The following is a 23,990-nucleotide window of genomic DNA, read 5'->3' on the forward strand; positions in this document are numbered from 1 at the left end:
TATCGGATCGTCGGCCGGGCAAGCCGTTTCGCCAAGATCGCCGGGTTGCGCATCGGCTATGACGACGTGGAGGCTCTGCTGCGCGGCGAGGGCCATGAGGCAGTGGTCACTGGTTCCGACCGGCTGCTGGTGGTGCTGCTGCCTACCGGCACGCAGGCCGTGCGGGACAAGGTTGCTGCGCTGGTTGCAACGCGGGCGGGCATCCCTGAGGCATCGCTGAGCGTCGTCGTCGGTGATGCGCCACGGCTTTCCAGCGGCAAGGTCGATTATGGGGCGATCCGCAAGCTGGGCGAAGCGGCCGCCGACGAACGTGCAGCGGCACTGTCGGCCGGCGTGCATCCGATTCTGGCCGGGTTTCGCCGTGCCTTCAACGCGCCGCAACTGCCGCCGGAAGAAAGCTTCCAGTCGCTTGGCGGCGACAGCCTTGCCTATGTGAACGTGACGATCGCTCTTGAAAAGGCGCTTGGATCGCTGCCGCCCGGCTGGGAGGAAATGCCGGTTTCGGCCTTGATCGAGCTGGACCGTGGCGAAGGGCGGCAGGAACCATCGGGGACGATGACGAAGCTCGGCACCGAGACGGTGTTGCGGCTGGTCGCGCTGACGCTGGTGATGACCGGCCACGCCGCCCCTGAGGACACCGAGTTTCTGCGCGGCGGCGCCGGCATCCTGATGCTGCTGGCGGGATATAATTTCGCCCGGTTCCAGCGTACCGCCTTCGAGCGCGGCCACTGGTGGCCGGCGGTGCGTGGCGCGCTGGAGCGGGTGATCCTGCCCTATTATCTGCTGATGGTGCCGCTGCTGCTGGTTTCCAGCGCGCAGAAAAGCTGGGGCTGGTTCGCGCTGGTCAGCGTGTTCACGGTGCAGGATCGGGGGCCGCTGTTCGCCTTCTGGTTCATCGAGACGGTGTTTCACGCACTGCTGCTGATGGCGCTGCTGTATGCGGTTCCACAGATACGGCGCCTTTCGGCGGCGCGGCCGGCAGTGATGGGGCTGTTCCTGCTGGCGTTCGCGATGGCGATGAAACTGCTGGTGCCGCGTTTTCTGTTCGATGATTTCAACGCCATTTCGCTGACGATCGACGCCCAGTTCTGGCTGTATGCATTGGGCTTTCTGGCACTGGTGGCGCGCGGACGGGCGTTGCGCCTGACGGTTGTGGTGCTGGGGTTTGCGATCGCGTTCTGGGATTACGGCAGCCTCAGTTCGCGGCCGTGGTGGCTGGCTGCGTCGCTGGCGCCGCTGCTGTTCGTCGATCGGGTGCCGGTGCCGGCGCGGCTGGCCGGGCCGGTCCTGCGGATCGCCGCTGCCAGCTATTTCATCTATGTCGTGCATGTGCCGCTGCATCATGTCGTGCATTTCGTGCTGCACCTTGGCGACCGGCCGATGCTTGCAATTCCGGTGATGCTGGTTGGCAGCGTGGCCGGCGGCCTGCTGTTCGATGCGCTCTGGTCGCGCACGATCCTGTGGGCGAAAGGGCTTGGCATGGCCCGCGCAGATCGGCGAATGGACAAAGGGAGCGCCTGACGAACTGTTAGTTTCTGCTTCTGCAATTGTGCCGATTTCATTTCAATTGCAGTGATCGGTTTTGCAATCCGTAAAAAATATCTGCCAAGCGTTCGGATGCGTGGGGGTTGTTGTCAGCCGGCCTCCTTTGTTGCAACTTGTTAATGGGCTGGTTTGCCCGATGGTATGACGTCTGATGCGGCGCGTACGAAATATGCATGCAAATTTACTACGTTTGATCCGCCTTCCGGCAGTGGGAAAAATGTAGTATAGCAACACCAGTAATGCGTAATTGTTAGGTGCGTTGTATGCGTGATTATCAAATTCCTCCAAAGCAATGGTGTCTACTATCTGAGCCAGCGCGGGTGCGTCCAAAGAATGCAAAAATTGTGCATGATCTCATTGGGATGCACCTCTACGCTCATCCAAGTTTGCCATGTGTTCGCATTAGCACTCCACAAGGGCGTAAAATCGCAGCGATTCTCGGCTACGTTATCTTGGATGGCGTTTATTATACGAAGGACGCCAATCTTACCATTTCGGAAGACCAGCTTGACGTCCTGCTAGACGAGGCCGGTGGCGCCTTCGTAGTGTTACGAGATAATGCAGACGGGCGATTCTTTCAGTTGAATATTGCAGGCGCTCTGACAGCGGTCTTCTCGGCGGAGCGTGGGCTGATAGCATCCACCTCGACGACAGCACGAACATTCGCAGATTTTGAAGATGATGCCGAAGTACATGAAATCTTCAATTTTCCAAAATCTCGAGGCTTCTTGCCCTTCGGCCTAACCGCGCGACGTGGGCTGGAACGGCTTCACCCCAATCATCGCCTACATCTTTCAACCTTCAGCACACAGCGCGTTTGGCCGGAGCCGTCATTTGCAGTGCTCGACCGCAATCGACCGTTGGAAACGCAACCTCTCGTCGCCGACATAGCAAACCGCGTCTGCCGCAACACCGAGGCTGTGATGTCGGCTGGCGAGGGGGTGCTGAACCTCAGTGGGGGCAATGATTCGCGCATGACGCTGGCAGCCTGCCGTAACGTGCGCGATCGGCTGGAAACGCAAACTTTCGTCAGTCCCGGCGACCGGGAGGGGGCGATGGCTGCCCGTGTTGCTGGGGCGGCAGGTATTGCACATCGCAAGATTCCGCTCACCACAAGCTCACACCAGTCTATCGAGGATTGGCTCAATCGCACCGGTTACACCATCTTCGAGAATGTCGCGCGAATGACGGACTGCGTCGTGGAAAATGATCGCGGCTTGCAGCAGATCGGTGGCACCTGCGCCGAACTGAGTCGCGCGACGACGTGGGATGCTGAAGACCTTGGTCACAAGACCCTACCTGTCGAGCGGTTGCTCTACATGATCCGCATCCCGGATGTGCCGCGCGTGCACGCAGCAGCGGAGCGCTGGTTGGCAGGCCTCCCTTCGTCGTGCGATCGCGTCTTCGCGCTGGACCTGGCCAAGATCGAGCAGATCCACAGCAACTGGGCCTCCTCGTCCATTTACGGCCATATGCTGGACCGCCCCACCATATACCCGTTCGTAGGCGTCGGCATCTATGAATCCATACTCGGCCTGCCCAACGACTATCGGCTTCGTAACGGTTTCTTCCGGGATTTTGTTTCGTTGCTGTGGCCGGAGTTGCTGCATGCCCCTGTCAACGAGGTGACGGGGATCGATCGCCTGATCTACTGGAGGCAGGAGTTGAAAGACATGATGCCGACGAAGATGCGCCGCATCATCCGCCCCTTCCGCTGACACAGCCGCCTGGCGCGGCAGCGCTATGATTGCCGAACCGGTTTGGGTAGGCTACCGGGCTCTCAACTGACTCAGGGAGCGCCAATGAAACTGCTTGCCGGCAACAGCAATCCGGGGCTTGCCCGGGACGTCGCGGCCTACCTTGAGATTCCGCTTACGCAGGCGGCCGTGCGGCGCTTTGCCGACGAGGAAATCTTTGTCGAGATCCATGAAAATGTCCGTGGCGAGGACGTGTTCGTGCTGCAATCGACGTCGGCGCCCGCCAACGACAATCTGATGGAGCTGCTGATCTGCATCGACGCGCTGCGGCGGTCGAGCGCGCGGCGGATCACCGCCGTCATCCCCTATTTCGGCTATGCCCGGCAGGATCGCAAACCCGGCCCGCGCACGCCGATTTCGGCGAAGCTGGTGGCGAACCTGATCACCACGGCGGGGGCGTCGCGGGTGCTGTCGATCGACTTGCACGCCGGGCAGATCCAGGGCTTTTTCGATCTGCCGGTCGATAATCTTTATGCAGCGCCGGTGATGTCGGCGGATGTGCAGGCCCGATATCCGGCCGACACGACGCGGCTGACGGTGGTGTCGCCGGATGTCGGCGGGGTGGTGCGCGCGCGTGCGCTGGCAAAGCGGCTGGGGAATGCGCCGCTGGCGATCGTCGACAAGCGCCGCGAACGCGCGGGCGAATCGGAAGTGATGAACATCATCGGCGATGTGCATGGCCGCTTCTGCGTGCTGATCGACGATATCGTCGATTCGGCGGGAACCCTGTGCAATGCGGCGCAGGCGCTGATGGATGCCGGTGCGGCGGGCGTCGTCGCCTATGTGACGCACGGGGTGCTGTCAGGCGGGGCGATCGCCCGCGTCGAGGGATCGGCGCTGAAGGAACTGGTGATCACCGATTCGATCGGCGCAGTGCCGGCGCTGGAAGGGGCGCGGAAAATCCGCCATCTGAGCATCGCACCGTTGCTGGGAGAGGCGATCCGGCGTATTTCTGACGAGACCTCGGTTTCATCGCTGTTCGATTGATGGGGGAGTGTGCGTACACAGGGGAGCATTCAGTTACAGGGGCTTGATCGTGCCGATTAACGGACGCCGGGGGGTCGGCTGACAATGGCGAACGCGCAAGCGTCCACGCCGGGGGTGCAGCATTTCCTCGTGCTGGACAGTCTGCGCGGCGTATCGGCGCTGATCGTGGTATTCTATCACCTGAAGAACGGCAATTTTCTGTCCAACCTGTTGTTTGCGCGCGGCGGCTATATGTTCGTCGACTTCTTTTTCGTGCTGTCGGGTTTCGTGATCACCTGGAACTACGCCGACCGCATCCGCGACGGGCTGTCGTTCGGCAATTTCCTGATCCGGCGGTTTTTCCGGCTGTTCCCGCTGCACCTGTTCGCGCTGCTCTGTTATCTGGTGCTGGAGCTGGCGCTGATGGCGACGCAGCCGCCCGGAACCCCGATGGGCACGGTTTCCGGCCGCAACGCCGAGGATTTCGTCCGCACGCTGCTGATGATGAACAGCTTCGGCATGGACCACCAGACCAGTTGGAACATGCCGAGCTGGAGCATATCCGCCGAATGGTGGACCTATGTCGCGTTCGGGCTGCTGGCGCTGCTGCTGGCGGCGCGCGGCTATCTGGGCTGGGGGATGGCGGCGCTTTCGGCGCTGGGCGCCTATGTGCTGGTCAGCAACCACGACCATCTGCGGGTGATGGCCGACCATGGCCTGTTCCGCTGCTTTTACGGGTTCGGGCTGGGGTCGCTGTTTGCGCTGTCGCGGCATCGGATCGCCGACTGGCTGGCACGGAACGGCGGGCTGCTGGCCGGCGCCGAAGTTCTGCTGCTGCTGGTGATCGTGTGGTTCGTCGCCGAGTTCCGGCTTTCGCCGATCTCGTTTCTGGCGCCGCTGCTGTTCCTGCTGACGGTCGTCGTCTATTCGCAGGAGGTCGGGCCGGTTTCCCGGCTCCTGCGGCAACCGTTTTTCCTGCGCGCCGGGCTGCTTTCCTATTCGATCTACCTGATGCACCAGTTGGTGATCGGCCGGTTCCGCAACGTTCTGACCTTCGGAGAGCGGCATCTGGGGCTGGATTATTCTCAGATCCCCTTCTTCCCGGAAATCCGCACGGCGATCGCGCTGGTGGCGATCTGGATCGTCGCCGGGCTTACCTATCGCTTCGTCGAGAAACCGGGGCAGGTGCTGGGGAAACGGCTGGCGGTGGCGTGGGTGAAACGCTCGGCCGCGCGGACCGCCTAGGAAACGCTTCAGGTCTAGAGAAACGCCTCTAGCTCAGCGAGGAAGCGGTCGAACCGGTCGTGGTGCAGCCAGTGCCCGGCGTGGTCGAACAGGCTGACCTTCGCGTTGGAGAAATGGCGGATGCGGCCGTCGTCGGCGGGGTTCGATGCCCAACTGTTTTCGCCATACATCAGCAACGTCGGGGCGGTGATGCGCGACCACAGCACCTCGATCTGCTGCTGCGGCATGTCGCTGTCGCCCCAGATGTTCAGATAGGGGTCGAACTTCCAGGTGTAGCTGCCGTCCTCGTTGCGGTTGACGCCGTGCACCGTCAGGTGGCGCGCCTGTTCCTCGGAGAGGTGGCGGTTTTCCTCGATCATGCGCTGCAACGCATCTTCGAGCGTCGGATAGCGGCGGGGTGTGCGCCCGGCGGCGGCGCGCTTTTTTCCGATCCATTCGCGTGTGCGTTCCGCGAAATCGCGCGCTTCGCGTTCGGCCAGCATCTTCGGGCTTGGGCCAAGCCCCTCGATCGCGACCAGCCGGCGTACGCTGTCAGGGTAGAGCCCGGCGTAGCGCAGGGCGATGGCGCCCCCCATCGAATGTGCGACGATGGTGACAGGCGCCAGACGTTCCTGATGGATGAGCTGTGCCAGATCATAGACATAGTTCATCAGCTTGTATTCGCCGTCGGCCGACCACTGGCTGTCGCCGTGGCCGCGCCAGTCGGGCGTCAGGATGCGCCAGCGGTCCTTCAGGGCGTGGGCCGTCCAGTCCCAGTTGCGGCAATGGTCGCGGCCGCCGTGCAGCAGCAGCAGCGGCGGTGCATCGGGGTTGCCCCATTCGGCATAATGAAGCTTCAGCCGCTGCGAAATATAGCTGCGCGAGGAAGGTGTCTGCTGCATGGGTGGGCAATTGCGCTGCGCGGGCGGCGCTGTCCACCCGCAATTTCGTTCAGGCGGCGGATGCCCAGCACATCTGTTCGAGCCGGACCTGGCTGACGCCGACCAAGCCGCGCATGGCGCGCGCGATCTGTTCGGCTTCGTGGTCGCTCAGTGCGGGAACATCGACTTCTACGTGCAGGGCGCCGCCCAATGTGCGGCTGCGCACACGGCAGGGCACATGGTCGCGCAGGGCGAACAGGTTGAGGATGCGAATCAGCATGCCCGGTCCCGGTTCGGCGGTGGCCTGATAGCTTGCCTGATTACGCATATTCTGGGGCTTTCGTGACCGGTGGTGGTGATGGAAGCGGGTGTAGCCGCGACGGCGGGCAAATTTCTTCCTTTCTTTTGCTGATTCTGCTGTATCTGTGCAAAATCCTTTGTCATAAGGATAAAATGAAGGATGGATATACCGTATGGACACATGGGACAGACGTATTCTTGCGTTGTTGCAGGAAGACTGCTCGCTCTCGCTGGCCCAGCTTGCCGAACGGGTGGGGCTATCGCAGTCGCCGTGCTGGCGCCGGGTGCAGCGGCTGAAGGCGGACGGCATCATCCGCGCCGAGGTGGCACTGGTCGATCGCGCCAAGGTGGGGTTGAAAACGCAGATCTTTGCGCAGGTGAAGCTTTCGGCGCAGGGGCGGCAGCAACTGGACGCCTTTTCCGCCGAAATCCGCCGCTTTCCCGAAGTGCTGGAGTGCTGGGTGCTGATGGGGCCGGTGGATTTCCTGCTGCGGATCGTCGCCCCCGATGTGGAAAGCTATGAGCGGTTTTTCTTCGAACGGCTCTCGCGCGTGCCGGGAATTCAGGAGATAACCTCGACGGTCGCGCTTTCCGAGATCAAGGCGACGACGGCAGTGCCGATCCCGGCGGGCGGCGACTGAGGCCAAAGGTGAGCGAGGTAGAGGGTATGGCGAACGATCAGGAAGCAGTGCTGGACGACTGGGCGGGCGATCGGGGCGACCGCTGGTGCCGCAACGTCGACGTGATGGAGGAAATGGTCCGCCCCGTAGGCGAGGCATTGCTGGCGGCCGCCGCCTTCCAGCCGGGCGAACGGGTGCTGGAGATCGGATCGGGCGGCGGCTGGACCAGCCGAAAGGCGGCCGATGCGGTGGGGCCGACCGGGCTGGTGGTCGGCCTCGATATTTCGCCGGCGCTGGTGGCCGAGGCCGGACGGCGCGGCGCGGATCGGCCGCAATTGCGCTTTCAATGCGGCGATGCATCGACGGTGGTGCCGGAAGGCGCGCCGTTCGATCGGCTGTTTTCGCGGTTCGGGGTGATGTTCTTTGCCGATCCAAAGGCGGCGTTCCGGCATCTGGCCGGCCTGCTGCGCGCCGGGGGGCGGATGGATATCGCGGTCTGGGCCGACCCCAGGCTCAATCCGTGGATGATGGAGATGCGCCGCGTCGTCTCGGCCCATGTCGAGCTGCCCAAACAGGACCGGCTGGCGCCGGGGCCGTTCCAGCTTGCCGACACCGACTATCTGGATGCCGTGCTGGCCGAGGCCGGGTTCGTCGATGTGCGCCGGCAGATGCTGACGACCCGGATGTTGCAGGGTGGGCAGGACGCGACGCCGGAAGCCGCCTGTGATTTCGTGCTGGGGTCGCTGGCGATCGGCGACGTGCTGGCGGCTGCGCCACAGGCGGCGCAACGGGCGGCGCGGGCCGACCTTGTCGATCTCTATCGCCGGCATCTGACGCCCGATGGCGTGATGATGGAAGGCGCGGTCTGGCTGGTGGAAGCGCGCGTTCGCTGACGTGCTGCTTTCAGGCGGGCACAAAAAAGGGGGCCGCATGGCCCCCTTTTCCGTTTTGCTGGCGGTTGCTCAGTCGTCGTTGCCGGTCAGGAACGACGGCAGGCCGGCATCCGATTCGCCGCCTTCCGGGCGACGCTCGCCACGGTCGCGGCGCGGGCCACGGTTGCCGTTGCGATCGCCACGACCACCCCGGTCGCCGCCCCGGTCGCCGTCGCGGCGCGGGCGGTCGCCGCCTTCGCGCGGTTCCCTCGGCGGGCGGGTGTCGGCCAGTTCTTCGCCGGTTTCCTGATCGACGAGGCGCATCGACAGCTTCACCTTGCCGCGATCGTCGACGCCGATCACCTTGACCTTGACCTGCTGGCCTTCGGTCAGCACGTCGGAGACCTTGGCGACGCGTTCGTTGCGGATTTCCGAGATGTGGACGAGGCCGTCTTTGGCACCGAGGAAGTTCACGAAGGCGCCGAAGTCGGGCATGCCGACCACCTTGCCGCTGTAGATGCGGCCGATTTCAGGCTCGGCGATGATGCCGATGATCCACTGGCGCGCGGCCTCGATCTTGTCGAGGTCGGAGCTGGCGATCTTGACGGTGCCGTCGTCCTCGATGTCGACCTTGGCGCCGGTCGTCGCGACGATTTCGCGGATGACCTTGCCGCCCGTGCCGATGATGTCGCGGATCTTGTCCTTGGGCACCGACATGGTTTCGATGCGCGGGGCGTGCGCCGACATTTCCGTGCGCGTCTCGGTGATGGCCTTCGCCATTTCGCCGAGGATGTGCGCGCGGCCGTCCTTCGCCTGTGCCAGCGCGTGGCGCATGATCTCTTCGGTGATGCCGGCGATCTTGATGTCCATCTGCAGGCTGGTGATGCCGTCGGCGGTGCCGGCGACCTTGAAGTCCATGTCGCCCAGATGGTCCTCGTCGCCGAGGATGTCGGACAGGATCGCGTAGTCCTTGCCTTCGAGGATCAGGCCCATGGCGATACCGGCGACCGGCCGCTTCAGCGGCACGCCCGCATCCATCAGCGCCAGCGACGAACCGCAGACGGTGGCCATCGACGACGAGCCGTTCGATTCCGTGATGTCGGACAGAAGGCGGACCGTGTAGGGGAATTCCTCCTTCGTCGGCAGCATCGGGTGGATCGCCCGCCATGCCAGCTTGCCGTGGCCGATTTCGCGGCGGCCCGGCGCGCCGAAGCGGCCCACTTCACCGACCGAGTAGGGCGGGAAGTTGTAGTGCAGCATGAAGCGTTCGTATTTCAGGCCGTCGAGACCGTCGATCATCTGTTCGGCGTCGGCGGTGCCGAGCGTGGTGCTGACGATCGCCTGGGTTTCGCCACGGGTGAACAGCGCCGAACCGTGGGTGCGCGGCAGGAAGCCGACTTCCGACAGGATCGGGCGGACGGTTTTGGTGTCGCGGCCGTCGATGCGGCGGCCTTCCTTCAGGATCGCGCCGCGAACGATGTCGGCTTCCAGCTTCTTGAAGGTCTTGATGGCCTTCATCTGGGTCTGGCCGTCTTCGTCGGCGAACAGTGCCTTGGCCTTGGCCTTGGCGGCTTCGAGCGCCTCGCGGCGGTCGGACTTTCCGAGCATCCGGTAGGCGGCGTCGATGTCGCCGCCGACTTCGGCTTTCAGGCGGCCGATGATCGCGGCGTCGTCGGAGGCTTTCAGCTCCCACGGATCCTTGGCGGCCTTTTCGGCGAGGCCGATGATCGCCTTGATGACCGGCTGGATCGACTTGTGGGCGAACATGACGGCGCCCAGCATTTCCTCTTCGGAAAGTTCGTGCGCTTCCGATTCGACCATCATCACGGCGTCGGCGGTGCCGGCGACCACGAGGTCGAGGCGACCTTCCTTCAGCGCTTCCTTCGAGGGGTTGAGCTGGTATTCGCCGTTGTGGAAGCCGACGCGGGCACCGGCGATCGGGCCCATGAAGGGCACGCCCGACAGTGTGAGGGCGGCAGAGGCGGCGATCATCGCCACGATGTCGGCCTCGGCGTCGCCGTCGTAGCTGAGTACTTGTGCGATCACGTTGATTTCGTTGTAGAACCCTTCCGGGAACAGCGGCCGGACCGGGCGGTCGATCAGGCGGCTGGTCAGGGTTTCATGCTCGGTCGCGCCGCGTTCGCGCTTGAAAAAGCCGCCGGGGATGCGGCCGGCCGCCGAGAATTTTTCCTGATAGTGAACGGTGAGCGGGAAGAAGTCCTGCCCTTCCTTCACCGACTTCGCCGCAGTGACTGCGCACAGCACCACGGTTTCGCCGTAGGTCGCCATCACGGCGCCATCGGCCTGGCGGGCCACCTTGCCCGTTTCGAGGGTCAGCGTGCGGCCGCCCCATTCGATCGATTGTCTGGCAATGTTGAACATCAGATGCATACTCCATGCCCCTGAGCCAATTGCCAGAGGCGGTTCGGATAGGGGCGAATCTGCCCCGGTGCGTGCTTATTCCCTGCCTTTGGCGAGGGGTGCGCCGCCGCGCGTTCGGCCCGCATGGATTTGCGGGCGATGATAAGGCGACGGGGCGCGCCACCCGGCACGCCCCGTCGGCCCTGTTACTTGCGAAGGCCGAGCTTCGCGATGAGTGCCTGGTAGCGGGCTTCGTCCTTGCGCTTCAGATAGTCGAGAAGCGAACGGCGCTTGTTGACCAGCATCAGCAGACCGCGACGCGAATGGTTGTCCTTGGCGTGGGTCTTGAAATGCTCGGTGAGATTCTGGATGCGCTCGGTCAGGATGGCCACCTGGACTTCCGGGCTGCCGGTGTCTCCGCTGGCGCGGGCATTGTCGGCGATGAGCGCGGACTTGCGCTCGGCAGTGATCGACATCAGGGTTCTCCTACAGCAGGTTGAATCCCCGCACGACCTTCACGTCGTGTTCGGAAACCTCGACCAGCGCCACCGGAACAGGCCCGATGGTGGCGATATATTGGCCGGGTTTCGCGCGGGGCCCCGTCAGGCGCCGGCCTTGTTGCAAGGCTTGGGCTTCATGCGGGTCGACTGCCAGGGCCGGGATGTCGTCCAGTCCGGCAGTCAGCGGCAACAGGGCCTGTTCAGGCGCGGGCCCTTGCACGAGTTCGAGACATTTGTCCAGTGCGACCGCCTGTTCGAGCCCGAACGGACCGGCCGCCGTGCGGCGCAACATGGCGACATGGCCGACGGTGCCAGCGGCCAGCGCGATGTCGCGGGCGAGGCTGCGGACATAGGTGCCCTTCGAGCAGCGGACATCGAACGTGGCGCTGTCGGCCGTCTGTTCCCGCAGGTCGAGCGCGTGGATGGTCACCTCGCGCTCGGCGAGTTCGGGGGCGGTGCCCGCCCTTGCCAGCGCATAGGCGCGCCGGCCATCGACTTTGAGTGCCGAATAGGCCGGGGGGCGCTGGCGGATCGGGCCGGTGAACGCGCCGAGGGCCGCCTGCAGGCGGGCGGCGTCGGGCCGGGCGTCGCATGACGCGATCGCTTCGCCCTCGGCGTCGTCGGTCGTGGTGGCGGTGCCGAAGGCGATGGTGAAGCGGTAGGCCTTGGGTCCGTTCAGCAGCCTGCCGGTCAGCTTGGTGACCTCGCCCAGTGCGATCGGCAGCACGCCCGATGCCAGCGGGTCGAGCGTTCCGCCATGGCCGATCTTGACCTTGCCATGGCCGCCGTTGCGCAAGGCGCGCTTCAGCATGCCGACGACTGCTGCGCTGGTGGGACCGATGGGCTTGTCCACCACCAGCCAGCCGTCGATCCCCATCATTGGCTGCCGGTGCGCACCAGTTGCAGGTCGATCGGCGAGGGCGCCGCCGTGCCGTCGTTCGGGATCATGTTGGCGGTATCGGTGATATACATGAGCTGGCCCTTCGGTGTTTCAATCCGGGCCTGCAGGCGTGGCGATGCCGGGTGGCGTGTGCGTTCGGCGTCGTAGTCGATGACGAACCACAGCGGCACCTGATTGCCTGAAGTGGTGATCTGGAACGAGCCGAGTTCGATTGCCGGGGCATCGGCGCGGGCGGCATCGACCAGCAGCACCTTGGCGCGGGTGCCGGGCACCAGTGCCATGCGGTCGAGCTTGGTGATCGTACCCCAGACGGTGCCGGCGACCGGCGCGGCGGGCAGGCCGGTGCAGCGCTGGCGCACATCCTTGCCACGACGAAGCAGCGCGACATTGCCGGCAAGGATCACCGTGTCGGAATCGTTGACGAAGCGCCTGGCCTTGCTGCGGCCGACCTGTTCCTGCAGGGTGAATTCCTCGCCGCCGCGAATGCCGCGCAGGATGCCGCTGGCCGCGTCATGGCTGAGCACCACCAGATTGCCGTCGGTGCAGACGTAATTTCTGGCCTGCGCCATCGGCAGCAACGGCTGTTGCGCCGCTGGCTGGGCATGCGACGTGGCAGCCGACAGCAGCAGGGCAGGCAGGAAGGCGAGAATGGCGGACTTCAATGGGCTGCTCCCCAGTTTGGCCCCGTCCCGACTTCGACACCCAGCGGGATGCTGAGCCGGAGCGCCGGGGCGGCGGCGGATTCCATGATGGTGCGAATCACCCTGGTTGCGGTTTCGATTTCGTGATCCGGCACTTCGAATACAAGTTCGTCATGCACCTGAAGCAGCATCCGCGTGCCGGTCAAGCCTGCTTCCGCCAGCGCCGGTTCCATGCGGACCATCGCCCGCTTGATCAGGTCGGCTGCGGTTCCCTGCACCGGGGCGTTGATCGCGGCGCGTTCGGCGCCCGCGCGTTCCGACTGCACCTTCGACCGGATCATCGGCACATGCACACGGCGGCCGAACAGCGTGGTGACGAACCCGTCGGCGCGGACCTTGGCCACCGTTTCCGCCATGTAGCGGCGTATGCCGGAATAATGGTCGAGGTAGCGTTCGATGAAATCGGCAGCTTCGGCGCGCGGGATCGCCAGCCGCTGCGCCAGACCGAAGGCGGAAATGCCGTAGATGATCGAGAAGTTGATTGTTTTGGCCCGCGCGCGAAGGTCGCGATCGACGGGCGTTTCGGCCGGCAGGCCGAAGATCTGCCGCGCCGTCAGCCAGTGGATGTCCTCGCCGGTCGTGTAGGCGGCTTTCAGTTCCGGAACGTCGGCCATATGCGCCATCAGCCTGAGTTCGATCTGGTTGTAGTCGGCCGAGAGCAGCACATGGCCGGGCGGCGCGACGAACGCATCGCGGATGCGCCGGCCCATGTCGGTGCGGATCGGGATGTTCTGGAGGTTCGGGTCCGACGAAGCCAGACGCCCGGTCGAGGTGGCGGCCATGGCGAAGCTGGTGTGGACGCGGCCGGTTTCCGGATTGATCTGCTGTTGCAGCGCCTCGGTGTAGGTGGAGCGCAGCTTGGCGACCTGCCGCCAATCCAGCAGCGCGGTTGCGAGTTCGGCGACCGGCGACCCCGGCTGTGCTTCGGCCAGACGTTCGAGTTCGGTGACGTCGGTGGAATATTGGCCGCTGCGTCCCTTCTTGCCGCCCGTCGCCCCCATTTCGGTGAACAGGATGTCGCCCAGTTGCCGTGGGCTGCCAAGGGTGAACGGCCTGCCCGCGATCCGGTGGGCGCGTGCTTCGAGGCTGGCCATGGCGGTGGCGAATTCTGCCGACATGCGCGACAGTTCCACCCGATCGACCAGCACGCCCGCCCGCTCCATGCGCGCCAGCACCGGCACCAGCGGCCTGTCGCACCATTCGTAGGCGCGCGTTACCCTGCTGCGCCAGAGGTCGGGGCGGAGCCGCTGCCACAACCGCAGCGTGACGTCGGCGTCCTCGGCGGCGTAGCGGGTGGCCTGATCGACCGGCACCTGCGCGAAACCGATCGCCGCCTTGCCGGTTCCCGTAACCGACGCATAGCTGATCGGCGTGTGGCCGAGATGCCGCTCGGAAAGATCGTCCATGCCATGGCCGTGCATCCCGCCAGCCAGCGCATAGGAAAGCAGCATGGTGTCGTCGAACGGGCCGATGCCGATGCCGTGGCGGGCCATCACCTGCATGTCGTATTTCAGGTTCTGCCCGACTTTCAGCACCGCCGGATTTTCAAGTAGCGACCGGAGGCCAGCGAGAGCCTGCGCCAGCGGCAGTTGTGCGACCGGTTGCTGCAGCAGCCCTTCGCCCGAGCAGTGGCCAAGCGGCACATAGCAGGCCTTGTTCGGCGCGATCGCCAGACTGAAGCCCACCAGTTCGGCCTGTATCGCGTCGAGCGAGTTCGTCTCGGTGTCGAAGGCGACAACGCCCGCCTGCTCGGCGGCGTCGAGCCACCAGCCCAGCCGTTCGGCGGTGGTGACGGTTTCATAGCCATCATGTTCGAACGCCATGGCGGGCGGCGCGTCGGGCGCCTGGGGCCTGGCGATCGTCTGCGCGGCAGCCTGCCCGGACGCGCCGAGCTTTGCCAGGAGCGTGCGGAAACCGTGCTGCGCGAGAAACGCCGTCAGCCTGTCGACGTCGAGCTGGTGGTTGAGCCGGAGCGCCGGCAGCGGCGGATCGAGCGGGATGTCGCGCTTCAGTTCGACGAGGATGCGCGACAGGCGGGCTGCGTCGGCGTGAGTTTCCAGATTCTCGCGCAGTTTCGGGCGGCGGATTTCACCGGTTGCGGCCAGCACATCCTCGACCGTGCCATACTGGTTGACGAGTTCTGCGGCGGTTTTCGGGCCGACGCCCGGAACGCCGGGGACATTGTCGATGCTGTCGCCCATCAGCGCCAGCACATCGCCGAGGCGGGCGGGCGGCACGCCCCATTTTTCCTGGACGTCCGCTTCGTGGAAGCGGCGGTTCTGCATGGTGTCGAGGAGCGACAGGCCGGGCCGCACCAGTTGCATCAGATCCTTGTCGGAGCTGATGATCGTGACCTGCATTCCGGCAGCGAGCGCGGCTTCCGCATAGGAGGCGATGAGGTCGTCGGCCTCGAGGCCTGGCTCCTCGATGCAGGGCACGCCCAGCGCACTGACAGCATCGCGGATCAGCGGGAACTGCGGCACCAGATCCTCGGGCGGGGGTGGACGGTTCGCCTTGTAGTCGGGGTAGAGATCGTTGCGGAAGCTTCGGCGCCCGGCATCCAGCACGACGGCGAAATAATCATCCTCGGGCGATTTCCGCGCTGCCTCGATCTGGTTCCACAGCATCGACGTGAAGCCGAACAGCGCGCCCACGGGCGTCCCCTCCGGGTTGGTGAGCGGCGGCAGGCGGTGATAGGCGCGGAAGATGAAGCCCGAGCCGTCGATGAGCGTGAGGTGGGGTGGGTGCGCCATTGCGCCTCTCTAGACCAGCGCGCGCCGGGCCGCCACAGGCCGCAGATGCCGATGCAGCCGATGCCGGGCCGGGTCGGGGCTTGGCAAACCAGCGTGCCGTTTGCCAAAGAAGGCATGAGGCCCGCCACCGGAACTGGCGGGGGGAGGAGTAGGGAATGACTGCAACGTGGCCGGCGATGAGCATCGCTGAAGCAACGAAACTGCTGACGGCGCCCGGATCACCGCTGGAAATGGAAACGGTGGTGATCGATGGCCGGCCAACCCGCGCTTGGAAAAATGCGCCGCCGACGTTGCAGCACTGCTTTGCGATCGGGCGCAACTTTGGCGACCGGGTGTTTCTGGTGCTGGACGACGAACGCGTTACGTTCGAGGCGTTTTCCCGCGCGACCATCCGGCTTTCGCAGCATCTGCGCGAACTGGGCGTGAAGCGCGGTGACCGGGTGGCGCTGGCCATGCGCAACCTGCCGGAATGGCCGGTCGCTTTCTATGCAGGCGAACTGCTGGGCGCGATCATGACTCCGCTGAACGCCTGGTGGACGGGTGCGGAACTGGAATATGGCCTGGCGGATTCGGGCGCGGTGGTGCTGATCTGCGACGCGGAACGCCATGAGCGGGTGAAGCCGCATCTGCCGGCGCTGCCCAACCTTGCCCATGTGCTGGTGTCGCGCGGTGGCGACAGGTCGCTGGAGGCGGTGATCGGCTATCCCGGCGAATGGGCGGCGCTGCCCGACGTGGCGACCCCTGAACCCTTCGTCGGGCCGGAGGACGACGCGACGATCTTCTATACCAGCGGCACGACCGGCAAGCCCAAGGGGGCGCTGGGCACGCACCGCAACATCTGCACCAACATCTTTTCCTCGGCCTTCTCGATCGCGCGCAGTTACCTTCGCCGGGGGGAAATGCCGCCGGCGCCAGACCCTGCCGCGCCGCAGAAGTCGATGCTGTTGTCGGTGCCGTTCTTTCATGCGACCGGCTGCGACGCCGTGCTGAACCCGACGCTGGTGTCGGGCGGCAAGCTGGTGTTGCAGCACCGCTTCGACGCCGGAGAGGCGCTGCAACTGATCGAACGCGAGAAGATCAACACGGCCGGCGGGGTGCCGACGATCGCCTGGCAGATCCTCACCCACCCCGACCGCGACCGTTATGACCTGTCGTCGCTGGAAACGCTTGCCTATGGCGGCGCGCCATCGGCGCCCGAGCTGGTGCGGCAGATCGGCGCCACCGGGTCGGCGCCGGGGAACGGCTGGGGCATGACCGAAACCAGCGCCACCTTCACCCACCACATGGCCGAGGACTATCTGCACCGGCCCGAAAGCTGCGGCCCGGCGGTCGCCGTCTGTGACGCCGAAGTGCGCGGGCCGGACGGCCGGGTGCTGCCGCCCGGAGAGATCGGCGAACTCTATGGGTTCGGCCCCAATGTGGTGAAGGGATATTGGCAGAAGCCCAAGGAGACGGCGGAAACCTTCCCCGGCGGCTGGGTGAAAACCGGCGATCTGGCCACCATCGACGAGGAAGGCTTCATCACCATCGTCGACCGGGCGAAGGACATGCTGATCCGGGGCGGCGAGAATATCTACTGCGTCGAGGTGGAGAGCCTGTTGTGCGAGCACCCGGCGGTCATGGATTCGGCGCTGGTCGGCCGCCCGCACCAGACCCTTGGCGAGGAGCCGGTCGCCTTTGTGACGACGAAACCCGGCATGTCGGTCGATCCGGCTGCATTGCAGGCGTTCGTGGGCGCGCGACTGGCGCGGTTCAAGGTGCCGGTTGAAATCTTCGTGCGCGACCAGCCGCTGCCTCGCAACGCCAACGGCAAGATCATGAAAAGTGAACTGAAGAAGGCGCTGGGATGATTGCTGCAACTGCATTGCAGGCGCTTGCGGCGCGGATCGGCACCGCCACCGGCCACCCGGCCGAACTGGGCGACGGCAATGGCGCCGCAGCGCTGGCGGTGCGCGTTCTGGTGCAGGCGCTGACCCCGGTGCCCGACGTTTCGAAGATGTCGGGCCGGCATCTGGCCGATCAGGCCACTACATTGTCGTGGGTGATGCTGCTGCTGCTGCGCAGCGAGGCAACCGATCTGCTGGAGGCGGTGCGCCACATCGAGGCGGCCGCTGCCGACATCGAGGCACGGCCGGTGCTTGGCGGCGAGGGCTGGCGCGCCGATCTGCTGCTGGAGGACGCGCCGGAATGGGCGCGCGGCCAGGGTGCGGCGATCGGCATCAGGATGCGCGTCGGCGTCGCCTGAGGCGGCGGTCAGGGCGTTTCGATGCCCAGATCGCGGATCATGTCATAGAGTGTCGGGCGGCTGATTTCGAGCAGACGGGCGGCCTGGCTGATCGAACCGGCGGCTGCGGTAAGGGCGGCCGTGATGGTGCGCCTGTCTGAAATCATGCGCGATTCCCTGAGCGTCTGCACCGCTGCTTCCGGGGTGTCGGCAAGGTCGAGGTCGTCGGGGGTGATCGACTGCCCGTCGGCCATGATGACGGCGCGCTTCACCCGGTTTTCCAGTTCCCGGACGTTGCCGGGCCAACTGTGCAGGTTGATGGCGGCCAGCGCCGCCGGACCGAAGCGAAGCTGTGCAGCACCCGGCCGGTTGGGGGAAAAGCTGTGCAGGAAGTGGTTCGCCAGCAGGGCGGCGTCTCCCTCGCGGTCGCGCAGGGGGGGGATCGAGATCGTCACTTCGGCGATGCGATAATAGAGGTCCTCGCGGAAACTGCCGTCGGCGATCATCTTTTTCAGGTTGCGGTGGGTGGCGCAGACGATGCGCGTGTCGATGCTGATCGCCTTGCGGCCGCCGATCCGTTCGATCACCCGTTCCTGGATGAACCGCAGCAGCTTGACCTGAAGGTTCAGCGGGATGTCGCCCACTTCGTCGAGGAACAGGGTGCCGCCCTGTGCCAGTTCGATCTTGCCCTCGGTGGTTTTGACGGCGCCGGTGAAGGCGCCGCGCTCGTAGCCGAACAGTTCGGCTTCCAGCAGGTTTTCCGGGATCGCGCCGCAGTTGATGGCGACGAACGGGCCTGGCCGGCGGCCGGATGCGGCGTGCAGCGCGCGCGCCAGCACTTCCTTGCCGGTGCCCGACGCGCCCAGCAGCAGCACCGAAACGTCGGATGGCGCCACCCGCTCGACCATCGAGGCCACCTTCATCATTTCCGGCGAAGCGGTGATGAGATTGGCGAGTTGCGGCTGGGCGGCGGCCGCCAGCCGGCGGTTTTCGGCTTCGAGCTGCGAGACGTGGAACGCCCGGCCGACGATGAATCCCAGCTCGTCGATGTCGACCGGCTTCATGTAGAAATCGAAGGCGCCGAGCGCGATGGCGCGGCGGGCATTGTCGCGCGCGCCATGCCCCGAGGCGACGATGACGCGCGTGTGCGGGGCGATCACCATGATTTCCTCGAGCGTGGCGAACCCTTCCGAGGTTCCGTCGGCGTCGGGCGGCAGGCCGAGGTCGAGCGTGACGACCGCCGGATGACGTTCGCGCAGGATGGCAAGGGCCGTGGCGCGGTCGCCTGCGATCAGCACTTCATAGTCGTCGTAGGCCCAGCGCAACTGGCGTTGCAGGCCCTCGTCGTCTTCGATGACGAGGAGGGCGGGTTTGTTGTCGGTCATGTGCGGTTTGCCCCTGTGCCGGCCATGGCGCCGGGATGCTGGCGTGGAAGGGTGATGAGGAAGCGACTGCCTTCGCCGGGTGCGCTTTCGACGTCGAGGCGCCCGCCATGGGCGCGCACGATTTCGCGCGCTTCGAAGGCGCCGATGCCGAAGCCGCCGTCTTTCGTCGAACGGAAGGGCTTGAACAGTTCGTCGCGGATGAAGCCCGCGGACATGCCGTGGCCGTTGTCGGCGATGCTGATCAGCACGTCGTGGCCGCGATCCTGCATCGACAGGTGGATCGGGGCGCCGGGTGCGCTGGCGTCGATCGCGTTCTGCACGAGGTGCGTGAGCATCGCTTCCAGCCGCGATGCATCGCCGGAAACCGCGAGCGGCTGATCGGCGCCATCGATTTCCAGCGCGGAATGCTGCCGCCTGAGCGTCGCCGCAACCATGGTCAGCACCCGTGCGAGATCGGTTTCACCGGCGGCCTGCGCGGGCGCCGCCGCCATCTGTTCGCCAGCCTGCCGCCCCATCAGCTTCAGAAGGTCGGTCATCTTGGCGACGCTGCTGTTCAGGGTTGCAATCATGTCGGCGCGGAATTCCGGCTTGTCGGCATGGCGTTCGGCGTTGCGGGCGACCAGCCCCAACTGGCTGACGACATTCTTCACGTCGTGCATGACGAACGCGAAGCGGCGGTTATATTCCTCGAAGCTGCGGGCTTCGTCGAGGCGGGCCTGGGTTTCGGCTTCGGCGAGATACGACGCGCCCTGCCGGGCGAGCGTGCGCAGCAGGTCGAAGTCTTCCCAGTTGAGGTCGGCGGCGGCGAGGCTTCGCTGCAACAGCAGGATCGCCGTCAGATGGCCACGGTGCACCAGCGGAACCGCAAGCCAGATCGACCGGTCGGCGGCGGCCCAGTCGGGCAGCGTCAGGAAGCCGTGGCTGCCGCTGGAATTGCCGTGCGCGTCGGCCCGCAGTTCGTCGAAATCGACGATTCTGCCGGAATCGGCGAAGAACATGATGATCGACGATCCGCTGGCGATCTGCGGCGGATCGAGCGACGGCCAGCCCCAGCGCGCGCTGGCTTCGTAGGCGCCGCTGTCTGCCGGCTCGAGCAGTGTGCCGCCCGGACATTCCAGCACCGTCGCCACTGCTTCGATCAGGCGCTCGCGGAACGGGATGTCGCCCGCCTTGCCGGACGCGGTGTCGATCTTTTCGATGAAGCGCAGCCATTCGACGCGATAATCATAGCGATAGCGGTAGAAGTTGCGGGCGATTCGCACCCTGAGTTCGGCACGGAAGCGCGGACTGAGCGCGACCAGTGCGCCGGCGATCAGCATGACCGCAAGGAAGGTGATCTGAAGCAGTTGCCCCCAGTTGCCGCCGGTGATCTTGAGACCATAGGCGAGCACCGACATCGCGATCAGATACAGCCCGATCATCGAGAAGCTGACGGTCTGGAAGGCGGCCTGCCGGGATAGCTGGAAACGCCCGTCGTTTTCGTGCCTGAGCGACAGATAGATCAGCGGCGCCGCCAGCATGTTTACTGCGCCCCGGATCTCGATCAGGGCGTGGTTCGGCGTACCGATCAGGAAATACAGGGTATAGAGGTTGAGATCGTAGGCGAAGATGACGCCGAGGCCGACGGCGAACAGTCGGAAGTGCAGGCCGCCATCATTGCCGCTGTTCACATAAAGGTTGTGCAGCAGCACCAGCCCGGAAATCGCCAGCATCAGCCGTGTGGCGACCAGCAGCAGCGCCGCCGCCGGCTGTTCGGAAAGCGGCAGGCTGGAGGTGCCGAACTGGAACAGGATGTCGAGCGCGAGTTGCAGCGCGATGACGAACCCGAGGCCGAGCGCCACCATGAAGCTTTGCTGCGGGCTGCTGGACAGGCCGAGCGAGCGCCGTTGCAGCAGCAGGAGCACCCCGATCCATGCGGCGGTTCGCAGGGTTTCGAGCCGCGACAGCCACGGGAAACTGTCGATGCCGAAGCGGCCGGCAATCGCCTGCCCGAGCGCCCAGAAGGCGGTCAGGAACGCAGCCAGCGCCACCATCAGCCGCACGCCGGTCGGCGCGCGGCGAAGCAGCAGCATCACCCCCAGCACCGCGAAGGCGATGACGGCGGCAAGATGGCTCAGTTGCCCGATCGTGCTCATCATGGTTGGCATGGCTTGCCGATTGCCTCCGTTGCGACAAGTCTTTGGTGCGGGCCGAAGGCCTGCTGTAAACTGTTTTTACACCTTATCGTTTGTCAATGCTATGGGCCAACCAGACGCGCCTGCCGGTTTGCAAGCCGGCCGGTTCAGGGTATCGGCAGCCGGGTGAACGGAAGGAACCGGCCATGGCCGATGACGCAAAGACAAGGCGCGAGGAACGGCTGAAGGCCGCGCTGCGCGAGAATCTGCGCAAGCGCAAAGGCCGCGACCGCGAGGCCGCCGACCAGCCGGAAGCGCCGCCCACCGAAGGCGGGCTGCCCTGACGCGGCCCTGGTGCGCGCCGTTATTTCCAGCCCAGCGCGCGCGCCATGATGTGGAAGATCGTGTTCTGTTCGATCGTGCCGGAAACCAGCGCGCTGCCCGGCCCGCCGCCGAACAGCGCCACATCTTCGCCGCCATGCGTTTCCGCCGACAGCAGGAACGTCTTGGGTTGCAGGAAGTTCGGGTCCTCGGGTGATTTCGCCGAGGTCAGGTTGCCGCGCGGATTGCGGATTTCCAGCGGGCCGTTCGCATAGCCAAGCGTCGGCATCGGCCGCCCCAACTGGTCGACGACATTGCCCTGCGCGTCGACGGTCGTGCGCCCTTCGCCATCTTCCAGCGGGCGGATGAAGCCGAGGATCGGATTGCCGCGCGGCGGGTAGCCCGCCATGGTGAAGCTGTGGCTGTGGTCGGCGGTGACCAGCACCAGCGTGTCTTTCAAGTCGACGAGTTTCAGCACCTCGGCGACGGTGGCCGACAGTTCGGCTGCTTCGTCGAGGGCACGATAGGCGTTGCTGGCATGGTGGCCGTGGTCGATCCGGCCGCCTTCGATCATCAGCACATAGCCGCGCCCGTTACGCCGGGACTGCGCCTGCAGCTTCCTGACGGCAAAGCCCGCCATTTCCGCAAGCGACGGTTCCTTGCTGCGGTCTGCGTCGACGGCGAAATCCAGATGGTCGGGGTTGAAGAGGCCGAAGACCGGGCCTTGGTCGGCCGGGTTCAGCGCCCGGAACGGGGCCGCCGTCTCGACGAAATGGCCGGCGGGCCATGCCTGCTGCCATTGCGCGACCAGGTCGCGGCCGTCGTCGCGGCTGCCGCCTTTGCCGCTGGGGCGGAACCGGGCAAGCCCGCCGCCCAGCGCCACATCGACGCTGCCCTGAAACCCGGCAAGTTGCGTTGCGATGTCGGCGCAGCCGGATTTGCGGGCCTCGGCCGGATAGTTCCTGTCGGCGCCTTCCCATTCGCGCGACGGAGAGTGGGCGTAAATCGAAGCGGGCGTTGCATGGGTAATGCGGGTGGTGGTGACGATGCCGAGGCCCAGTCCGTGTTCGCGGGCCAGTTCGCCCAGCGTTTTGGGGAATTCGACCGGTGTTCGGCAGGTGCCGGGGCCTTGGCCGGGGCGGATTCCCAGCACGCCGATCCGTGTTTTCGTGCCGGTGCTGATGGCGGCTGCGGTTCCGGCGCTGTCGGGCACCTGGGCGTTGGTGTTGTAGGTTTTCACCAGCGCGCGCGCCGGCAGCCGTTCGAAGCTGAGCAGATTTTCTTCGCCGCCCTCGAAGCCGGGATAGGTGCCGCCTGCGGCCTTTGCGCGCTTTTGCGCTTCGTAGATGCGGGCTGCGGCAATGGTGGAAATGCCCATGCCGTCGCCGATGAACAGGATGACGTTCTTCGCCCGCGCGTTCGCGCCCGGCGTGCTGCTGCGGGCGGTGATTTCCCCTTCCGCCTTTTTCCAGGTCGGTTCCTGGGCGGCGGTGGTTTCCAGCGGCTTTGCGAATGCGGGCGCTGCAAGGATGGCCGCGATCGCGACGAGAGGCAGTTTCATGACAGTTTGATCTCCGTCAGGCGTTGGGTGAGGAAGTCGTGGGCGAGGATCGGCGGCATGGCGGCGCTGCCGGTGAACGGTTCGATCAGCCAGTCGGGCCGGTAGTGCAGGAAGAACGGCATCGAATAGCGCGGCAGGTGCCGCCGGTTGGCGTCCGGATTCACCACCCGGTGCGTGGTCGAGGGCAGGATGCCGCCGGTCTGGCGTTCGAGCATGTCGCCGACATTCACCACGAGGCATCCCGGCGGCACCGGCACTTCCAGCCATTCGCCATCGCGCGACAGCAGTTGCAGGCCTGCTTCCTCGGCGCCGAGCAGCAGGGTGATGACGTTGATATCCTCGTGCGCGCCGGCGCGGAAGGCCTGTGCGCCGGGATCGACCGGGGGGTAGTGCAGCAGCCGCAGGATCGAGTTGCCGTCGCTGACCGCATGGCCGAAGAAATCCGGCGGTCTGCCCAGATGTACGGCGATCGCCTGCAGCAGCCGCCGGCCCGTTTGTTCGAAGGTGGCGAACAGCGCCTGCATGGCGGGGCGGAACGCCGGGACGGTATCATCGGGCCAGATGTTTTCGGCCATGATGTGGCGGAACGGATGGCCGGCCGGCAAGTCGCGGCCGACGTGCCAGAATTCCTTCAGATCCGAGAGGCTGGCCCCCTTGGCGGTTTCGATGCCGAACGGGGTATAGCCGCGCTGCCCGGCGCAGCCGGGCTGGTGGTAGCGCTGTTTGTCGGCCTCCGGGAGGGCGAAGAAATGCTGCGCTGCCGCAGCCGCCGCGTCGATCGTGGCGGGCGGGATGCCATGGCCTTCGACGACGGCAAAGCCGGTGCGGCGGAAGCTGTCGCCAAGTTGCTGTGCGGCATCGGCAAGCGACGTTTCGACCAGTGAAAGCTGCACTGGGCAGATGTCGGCGCGAATCGTCATTGCTGCTGTTTAGAACGCATTGCGCCCATGCGCGAGGCGCCGGTTCATGGCGCAACCGACAGGTTGTGAAGCGGGTTCCTGCGC

At 65.4% G+C, this 23,990-nt stretch carries 20 protein-coding genes; 9 read left to right on the forward strand and 11 right to left on the reverse strand.

Annotated features, from left to right (window positions below):
- From AC16JP_RS00910 to AC16JP_RS00925, 4 genes are all read left to right on the forward strand, one after another.
- A partial coding sequence (locus AC16JP_RS00910) for an acyltransferase family protein (protein WP_484338719.1) occupies positions 1-1,521 on the forward strand: 1,521 nt, incomplete at its 5' end.
- Positions 1,522-1,808: 287 nt separating this feature from the next.
- Positions 1,809-3,263, forward strand: coding sequence for a hypothetical protein (locus AC16JP_RS00915; protein ID WP_484338720.1), 1,455 nt, complete (start codon positions 1,809-1,811; stop codon positions 3,261-3,263).
- An 84-nt stretch (positions 3,264-3,347) separates the two neighbouring features.
- Complete coding sequence (locus AC16JP_RS00920; protein WP_484338721.1) at positions 3,348-4,289, forward strand: ribose-phosphate pyrophosphokinase; 942 nt, start codon at positions 3,348-3,350, stop codon at positions 4,287-4,289.
- A gap of 84 nt (positions 4,290-4,373) precedes the next feature.
- Entirely contained in the window at positions 4,374-5,513 is a 1,140-nt protein-coding gene (locus AC16JP_RS00925) for an acyltransferase family protein (RefSeq protein WP_484338722.1), read from the forward strand.
- 14 nt (positions 5,514-5,527) lie between these two features.
- On the opposite strand, the gene AC16JP_RS00930 is transcribed toward AC16JP_RS00925, so the two are convergent.
- Positions 5,528-6,394 (reverse strand): alpha/beta fold hydrolase, encoded by an 867-nt coding sequence (locus tag AC16JP_RS00930; RefSeq protein WP_484338723.1) that lies wholly within the window; start codon positions 6,392-6,394, stop codon positions 5,528-5,530.
- A gap of 49 nt (positions 6,395-6,443) precedes the next feature.
- Positions 6,444-6,701 (reverse strand): hypothetical protein, encoded by a 258-nt coding sequence (locus AC16JP_RS00935; RefSeq protein ID WP_484338724.1) that lies wholly within the window; start codon positions 6,699-6,701, stop codon positions 6,444-6,446.
- 145 nt (positions 6,702-6,846) lie between these two features.
- On the opposite strand from AC16JP_RS00935, the gene AC16JP_RS00940 reads away from it, so the two are divergent.
- Both AC16JP_RS00940 and AC16JP_RS00945 read left to right on the forward strand, forming a co-directional pair.
- Complete coding sequence (locus tag AC16JP_RS00940) at positions 6,847-7,314, forward strand: Lrp/AsnC family transcriptional regulator (protein WP_484338725.1); 468 nt, start codon at positions 6,847-6,849, stop codon at positions 7,312-7,314.
- A gap of 8 nt (positions 7,315-7,322) precedes the next feature.
- Positions 7,323-8,186, forward strand: coding sequence for a class I SAM-dependent methyltransferase (locus AC16JP_RS00945; protein ID WP_484338726.1), 864 nt, complete (start codon positions 7,323-7,325; stop codon positions 8,184-8,186).
- 69 nt (positions 8,187-8,255) lie between these two features.
- On the opposite strand, the gene pnp is transcribed toward AC16JP_RS00945, so the two are convergent.
- The 5 genes from pnp to polA all read right to left on the reverse strand — a co-directional run bounded on the left by pnp (position 8,256) and on the right by polA (position 15,381).
- Positions 8,256-10,547 carry a polyribonucleotide nucleotidyltransferase gene (pnp, locus tag AC16JP_RS00950; protein WP_484338727.1) on the reverse strand — a complete coding sequence of 764 codons (2,292 nt, stop codon included), beginning with the start codon at positions 10,545-10,547 and terminating at the stop codon, positions 8,256-8,258.
- Positions 10,548-10,732: 185 nt separating this feature from the next.
- Positions 10,733-11,002, reverse strand: a complete 270-nt coding sequence (rpsO, locus tag AC16JP_RS00955; RefSeq protein WP_484338728.1) for a 30S ribosomal protein S15 — start codon at positions 11,000-11,002, stop codon at positions 10,733-10,735.
- Positions 11,003-11,012: 10 nt separating this feature from the next.
- Positions 11,013-11,906, reverse strand: coding sequence for a tRNA pseudouridine(55) synthase TruB (gene truB, locus AC16JP_RS00960; protein ID WP_484338729.1), 894 nt, complete (start codon positions 11,904-11,906; stop codon positions 11,013-11,015).
- Positions 11,903-12,589 (reverse strand): YbaY family lipoprotein, encoded by a 687-nt coding sequence (locus AC16JP_RS00965; RefSeq protein WP_484338730.1) that lies wholly within the window; start codon positions 12,587-12,589, stop codon positions 11,903-11,905. The genes truB and AC16JP_RS00965 overlap by 4 nt, the downstream gene beginning before the upstream one ends.
- Positions 12,586-15,381, reverse strand: coding sequence for a DNA polymerase I (polA, locus tag AC16JP_RS00970; RefSeq protein WP_484338731.1), 2,796 nt, complete (start codon positions 15,379-15,381; stop codon positions 12,586-12,588). Before polA ends, AC16JP_RS00965 begins: the two co-directional genes overlap by 4 nt.
- A gap of 155 nt (positions 15,382-15,536) precedes the next feature.
- Between polA and AC16JP_RS00975 the strand changes: the two genes are divergently transcribed.
- Positions 15,537-17,231 (forward strand): class I adenylate-forming enzyme family protein, encoded by a 1,695-nt coding sequence (locus AC16JP_RS00975; protein ID WP_484338732.1) that lies wholly within the window; start codon positions 15,537-15,539, stop codon positions 17,229-17,231.
- Complete coding sequence (locus tag AC16JP_RS00980; protein ID WP_484338733.1) at positions 17,228-17,626, forward strand: hypothetical protein; 399 nt, start codon at positions 17,228-17,230, stop codon at positions 17,624-17,626. The genes AC16JP_RS00975 and AC16JP_RS00980 overlap by 4 nt, the downstream gene beginning before the upstream one ends.
- Before the next feature lie 8 nt (positions 17,627-17,634).
- Here the strand turns inward: AC16JP_RS00980 and prsR are convergent, their stop codons facing one another.
- Both prsR and prsK read right to left on the reverse strand, forming a co-directional pair.
- Positions 17,635-18,990, reverse strand: coding sequence for a PEP-CTERM-box response regulator transcription factor (prsR, locus tag AC16JP_RS00985; protein ID WP_484338734.1), 1,356 nt, complete (start codon positions 18,988-18,990; stop codon positions 17,635-17,637).
- Positions 18,987-21,128, reverse strand: coding sequence for an XrtA/PEP-CTERM system histidine kinase PrsK (gene prsK / locus AC16JP_RS00990; protein WP_484338735.1), 2,142 nt, complete (start codon positions 21,126-21,128; stop codon positions 18,987-18,989). Before prsK ends, prsR begins: the two co-directional genes overlap by 4 nt.
- A 182-nt stretch (positions 21,129-21,310) precedes the next feature.
- On the opposite strand from prsK, the gene AC16JP_RS00995 reads away from it, so the two are divergent.
- The gene (locus AC16JP_RS00995; protein ID WP_484338736.1) at positions 21,311-21,448 is read left to right on the forward strand and encodes a hypothetical protein; all 138 of its coding nucleotides are present in this window, start codon (positions 21,311-21,313) and stop codon (positions 21,446-21,448) included.
- A 20-nt stretch (positions 21,449-21,468) separates the two neighbouring features.
- Here the strand turns inward: AC16JP_RS00995 and AC16JP_RS01000 are convergent, their stop codons facing one another.
- Together AC16JP_RS01000 and AC16JP_RS01005 are read right to left on the reverse strand one after the other, a co-directional pair.
- Positions 21,469-22,986 (reverse strand): alkaline phosphatase, encoded by a 1,518-nt coding sequence (locus AC16JP_RS01000; protein ID WP_484338737.1) that lies wholly within the window; start codon positions 22,984-22,986, stop codon positions 21,469-21,471.
- The gene (locus AC16JP_RS01005) at positions 22,983-23,906 is read right to left on the reverse strand and encodes an isopenicillin N synthase family dioxygenase (protein WP_484338738.1); all 924 of its coding nucleotides are present in this window, start codon (positions 23,904-23,906) and stop codon (positions 22,983-22,985) included. Before AC16JP_RS01005 ends, AC16JP_RS01000 begins: the two co-directional genes overlap by 4 nt.
- Positions 23,907-23,990 lie beyond the last annotated feature (84 nt).

It is taken from the genome of Sandaracinobacteroides sp., assembly GCF_057137845.1.

Excerpts from the sequence above, each read along its gene's own strand:
- AC16JP_RS00940 (WP_484338725.1), top strand. The coding sequence starts at position 6,847 with ATGGACACATGGGACAGACGTATTCTTGCGTTGTTGCAGGAAGACTGC.
- AC16JP_RS01005 (WP_484338738.1), bottom strand. The coding sequence starts at position 23,906 with ATGACGATTCGCGCCGACATCTGCCCAGTGCAGCTTTCACTGGTCGAA.
- AC16JP_RS00920 (WP_484338721.1), top strand. The coding sequence starts at position 3,348 with ATGAAACTGCTTGCCGGCAACAGCAATCCGGGGCTTGCCCGGGACGTC.
- pnp (WP_484338727.1), bottom strand. The coding sequence starts at position 10,547 with ATGTTCAACATTGCCAGACAATCGATCGAATGGGGCGGCCGCACGCTG.
- prsR (WP_484338734.1), bottom strand. The coding sequence starts at position 18,990 with ATGACCGACAACAAACCCGCCCTCCTCGTCATCGAAGACGACGAGGGC.
- AC16JP_RS00930 (WP_484338723.1), bottom strand. The coding sequence starts at position 6,394 with ATGCAGCAGACACCTTCCTCGCGCAGCTATATTTCGCAGCGGCTGAAG.
- AC16JP_RS00995 (WP_484338736.1), top strand. The coding sequence starts at position 21,311 with ATGGCCGATGACGCAAAGACAAGGCGCGAGGAACGGCTGAAGGCCGCG.
- truB (WP_484338729.1), bottom strand. The coding sequence starts at position 11,906 with ATGATGGGGATCGACGGCTGGCTGGTGGTGGACAAGCCCATCGGTCCC.
- AC16JP_RS00925 (WP_484338722.1), top strand. The coding sequence starts at position 4,374 with ATGGCGAACGCGCAAGCGTCCACGCCGGGGGTGCAGCATTTCCTCGTG.
- rpsO (WP_484338728.1), bottom strand. The coding sequence starts at position 11,002 with ATGTCGATCACTGCCGAGCGCAAGTCCGCGCTCATCGCCGACAATGCC.
- AC16JP_RS01000 (WP_484338737.1), bottom strand. The coding sequence starts at position 22,986 with ATGAAACTGCCTCTCGTCGCGATCGCGGCCATCCTTGCAGCGCCCGCA.
- prsK (WP_484338735.1), bottom strand. The coding sequence starts at position 21,128 with ATGATGAGCACGATCGGGCAACTGAGCCATCTTGCCGCCGTCATCGCC.
- AC16JP_RS00980 (WP_484338733.1), top strand. The coding sequence starts at position 17,228 with ATGATTGCTGCAACTGCATTGCAGGCGCTTGCGGCGCGGATCGGCACC.
- AC16JP_RS00935 (WP_484338724.1), bottom strand. The coding sequence starts at position 6,701 with ATGCGTAATCAGGCAAGCTATCAGGCCACCGCCGAACCGGGACCGGGC.
- AC16JP_RS00915 (WP_484338720.1), top strand. The coding sequence starts at position 1,809 with ATGCGTGATTATCAAATTCCTCCAAAGCAATGGTGTCTACTATCTGAG.
- polA (WP_484338731.1), bottom strand. The coding sequence starts at position 15,381 with ATGGCGCACCCACCCCACCTCACGCTCATCGACGGCTCGGGCTTCATC.
- AC16JP_RS00975 (WP_484338732.1), top strand. The coding sequence starts at position 15,537 with ATGACTGCAACGTGGCCGGCGATGAGCATCGCTGAAGCAACGAAACTG.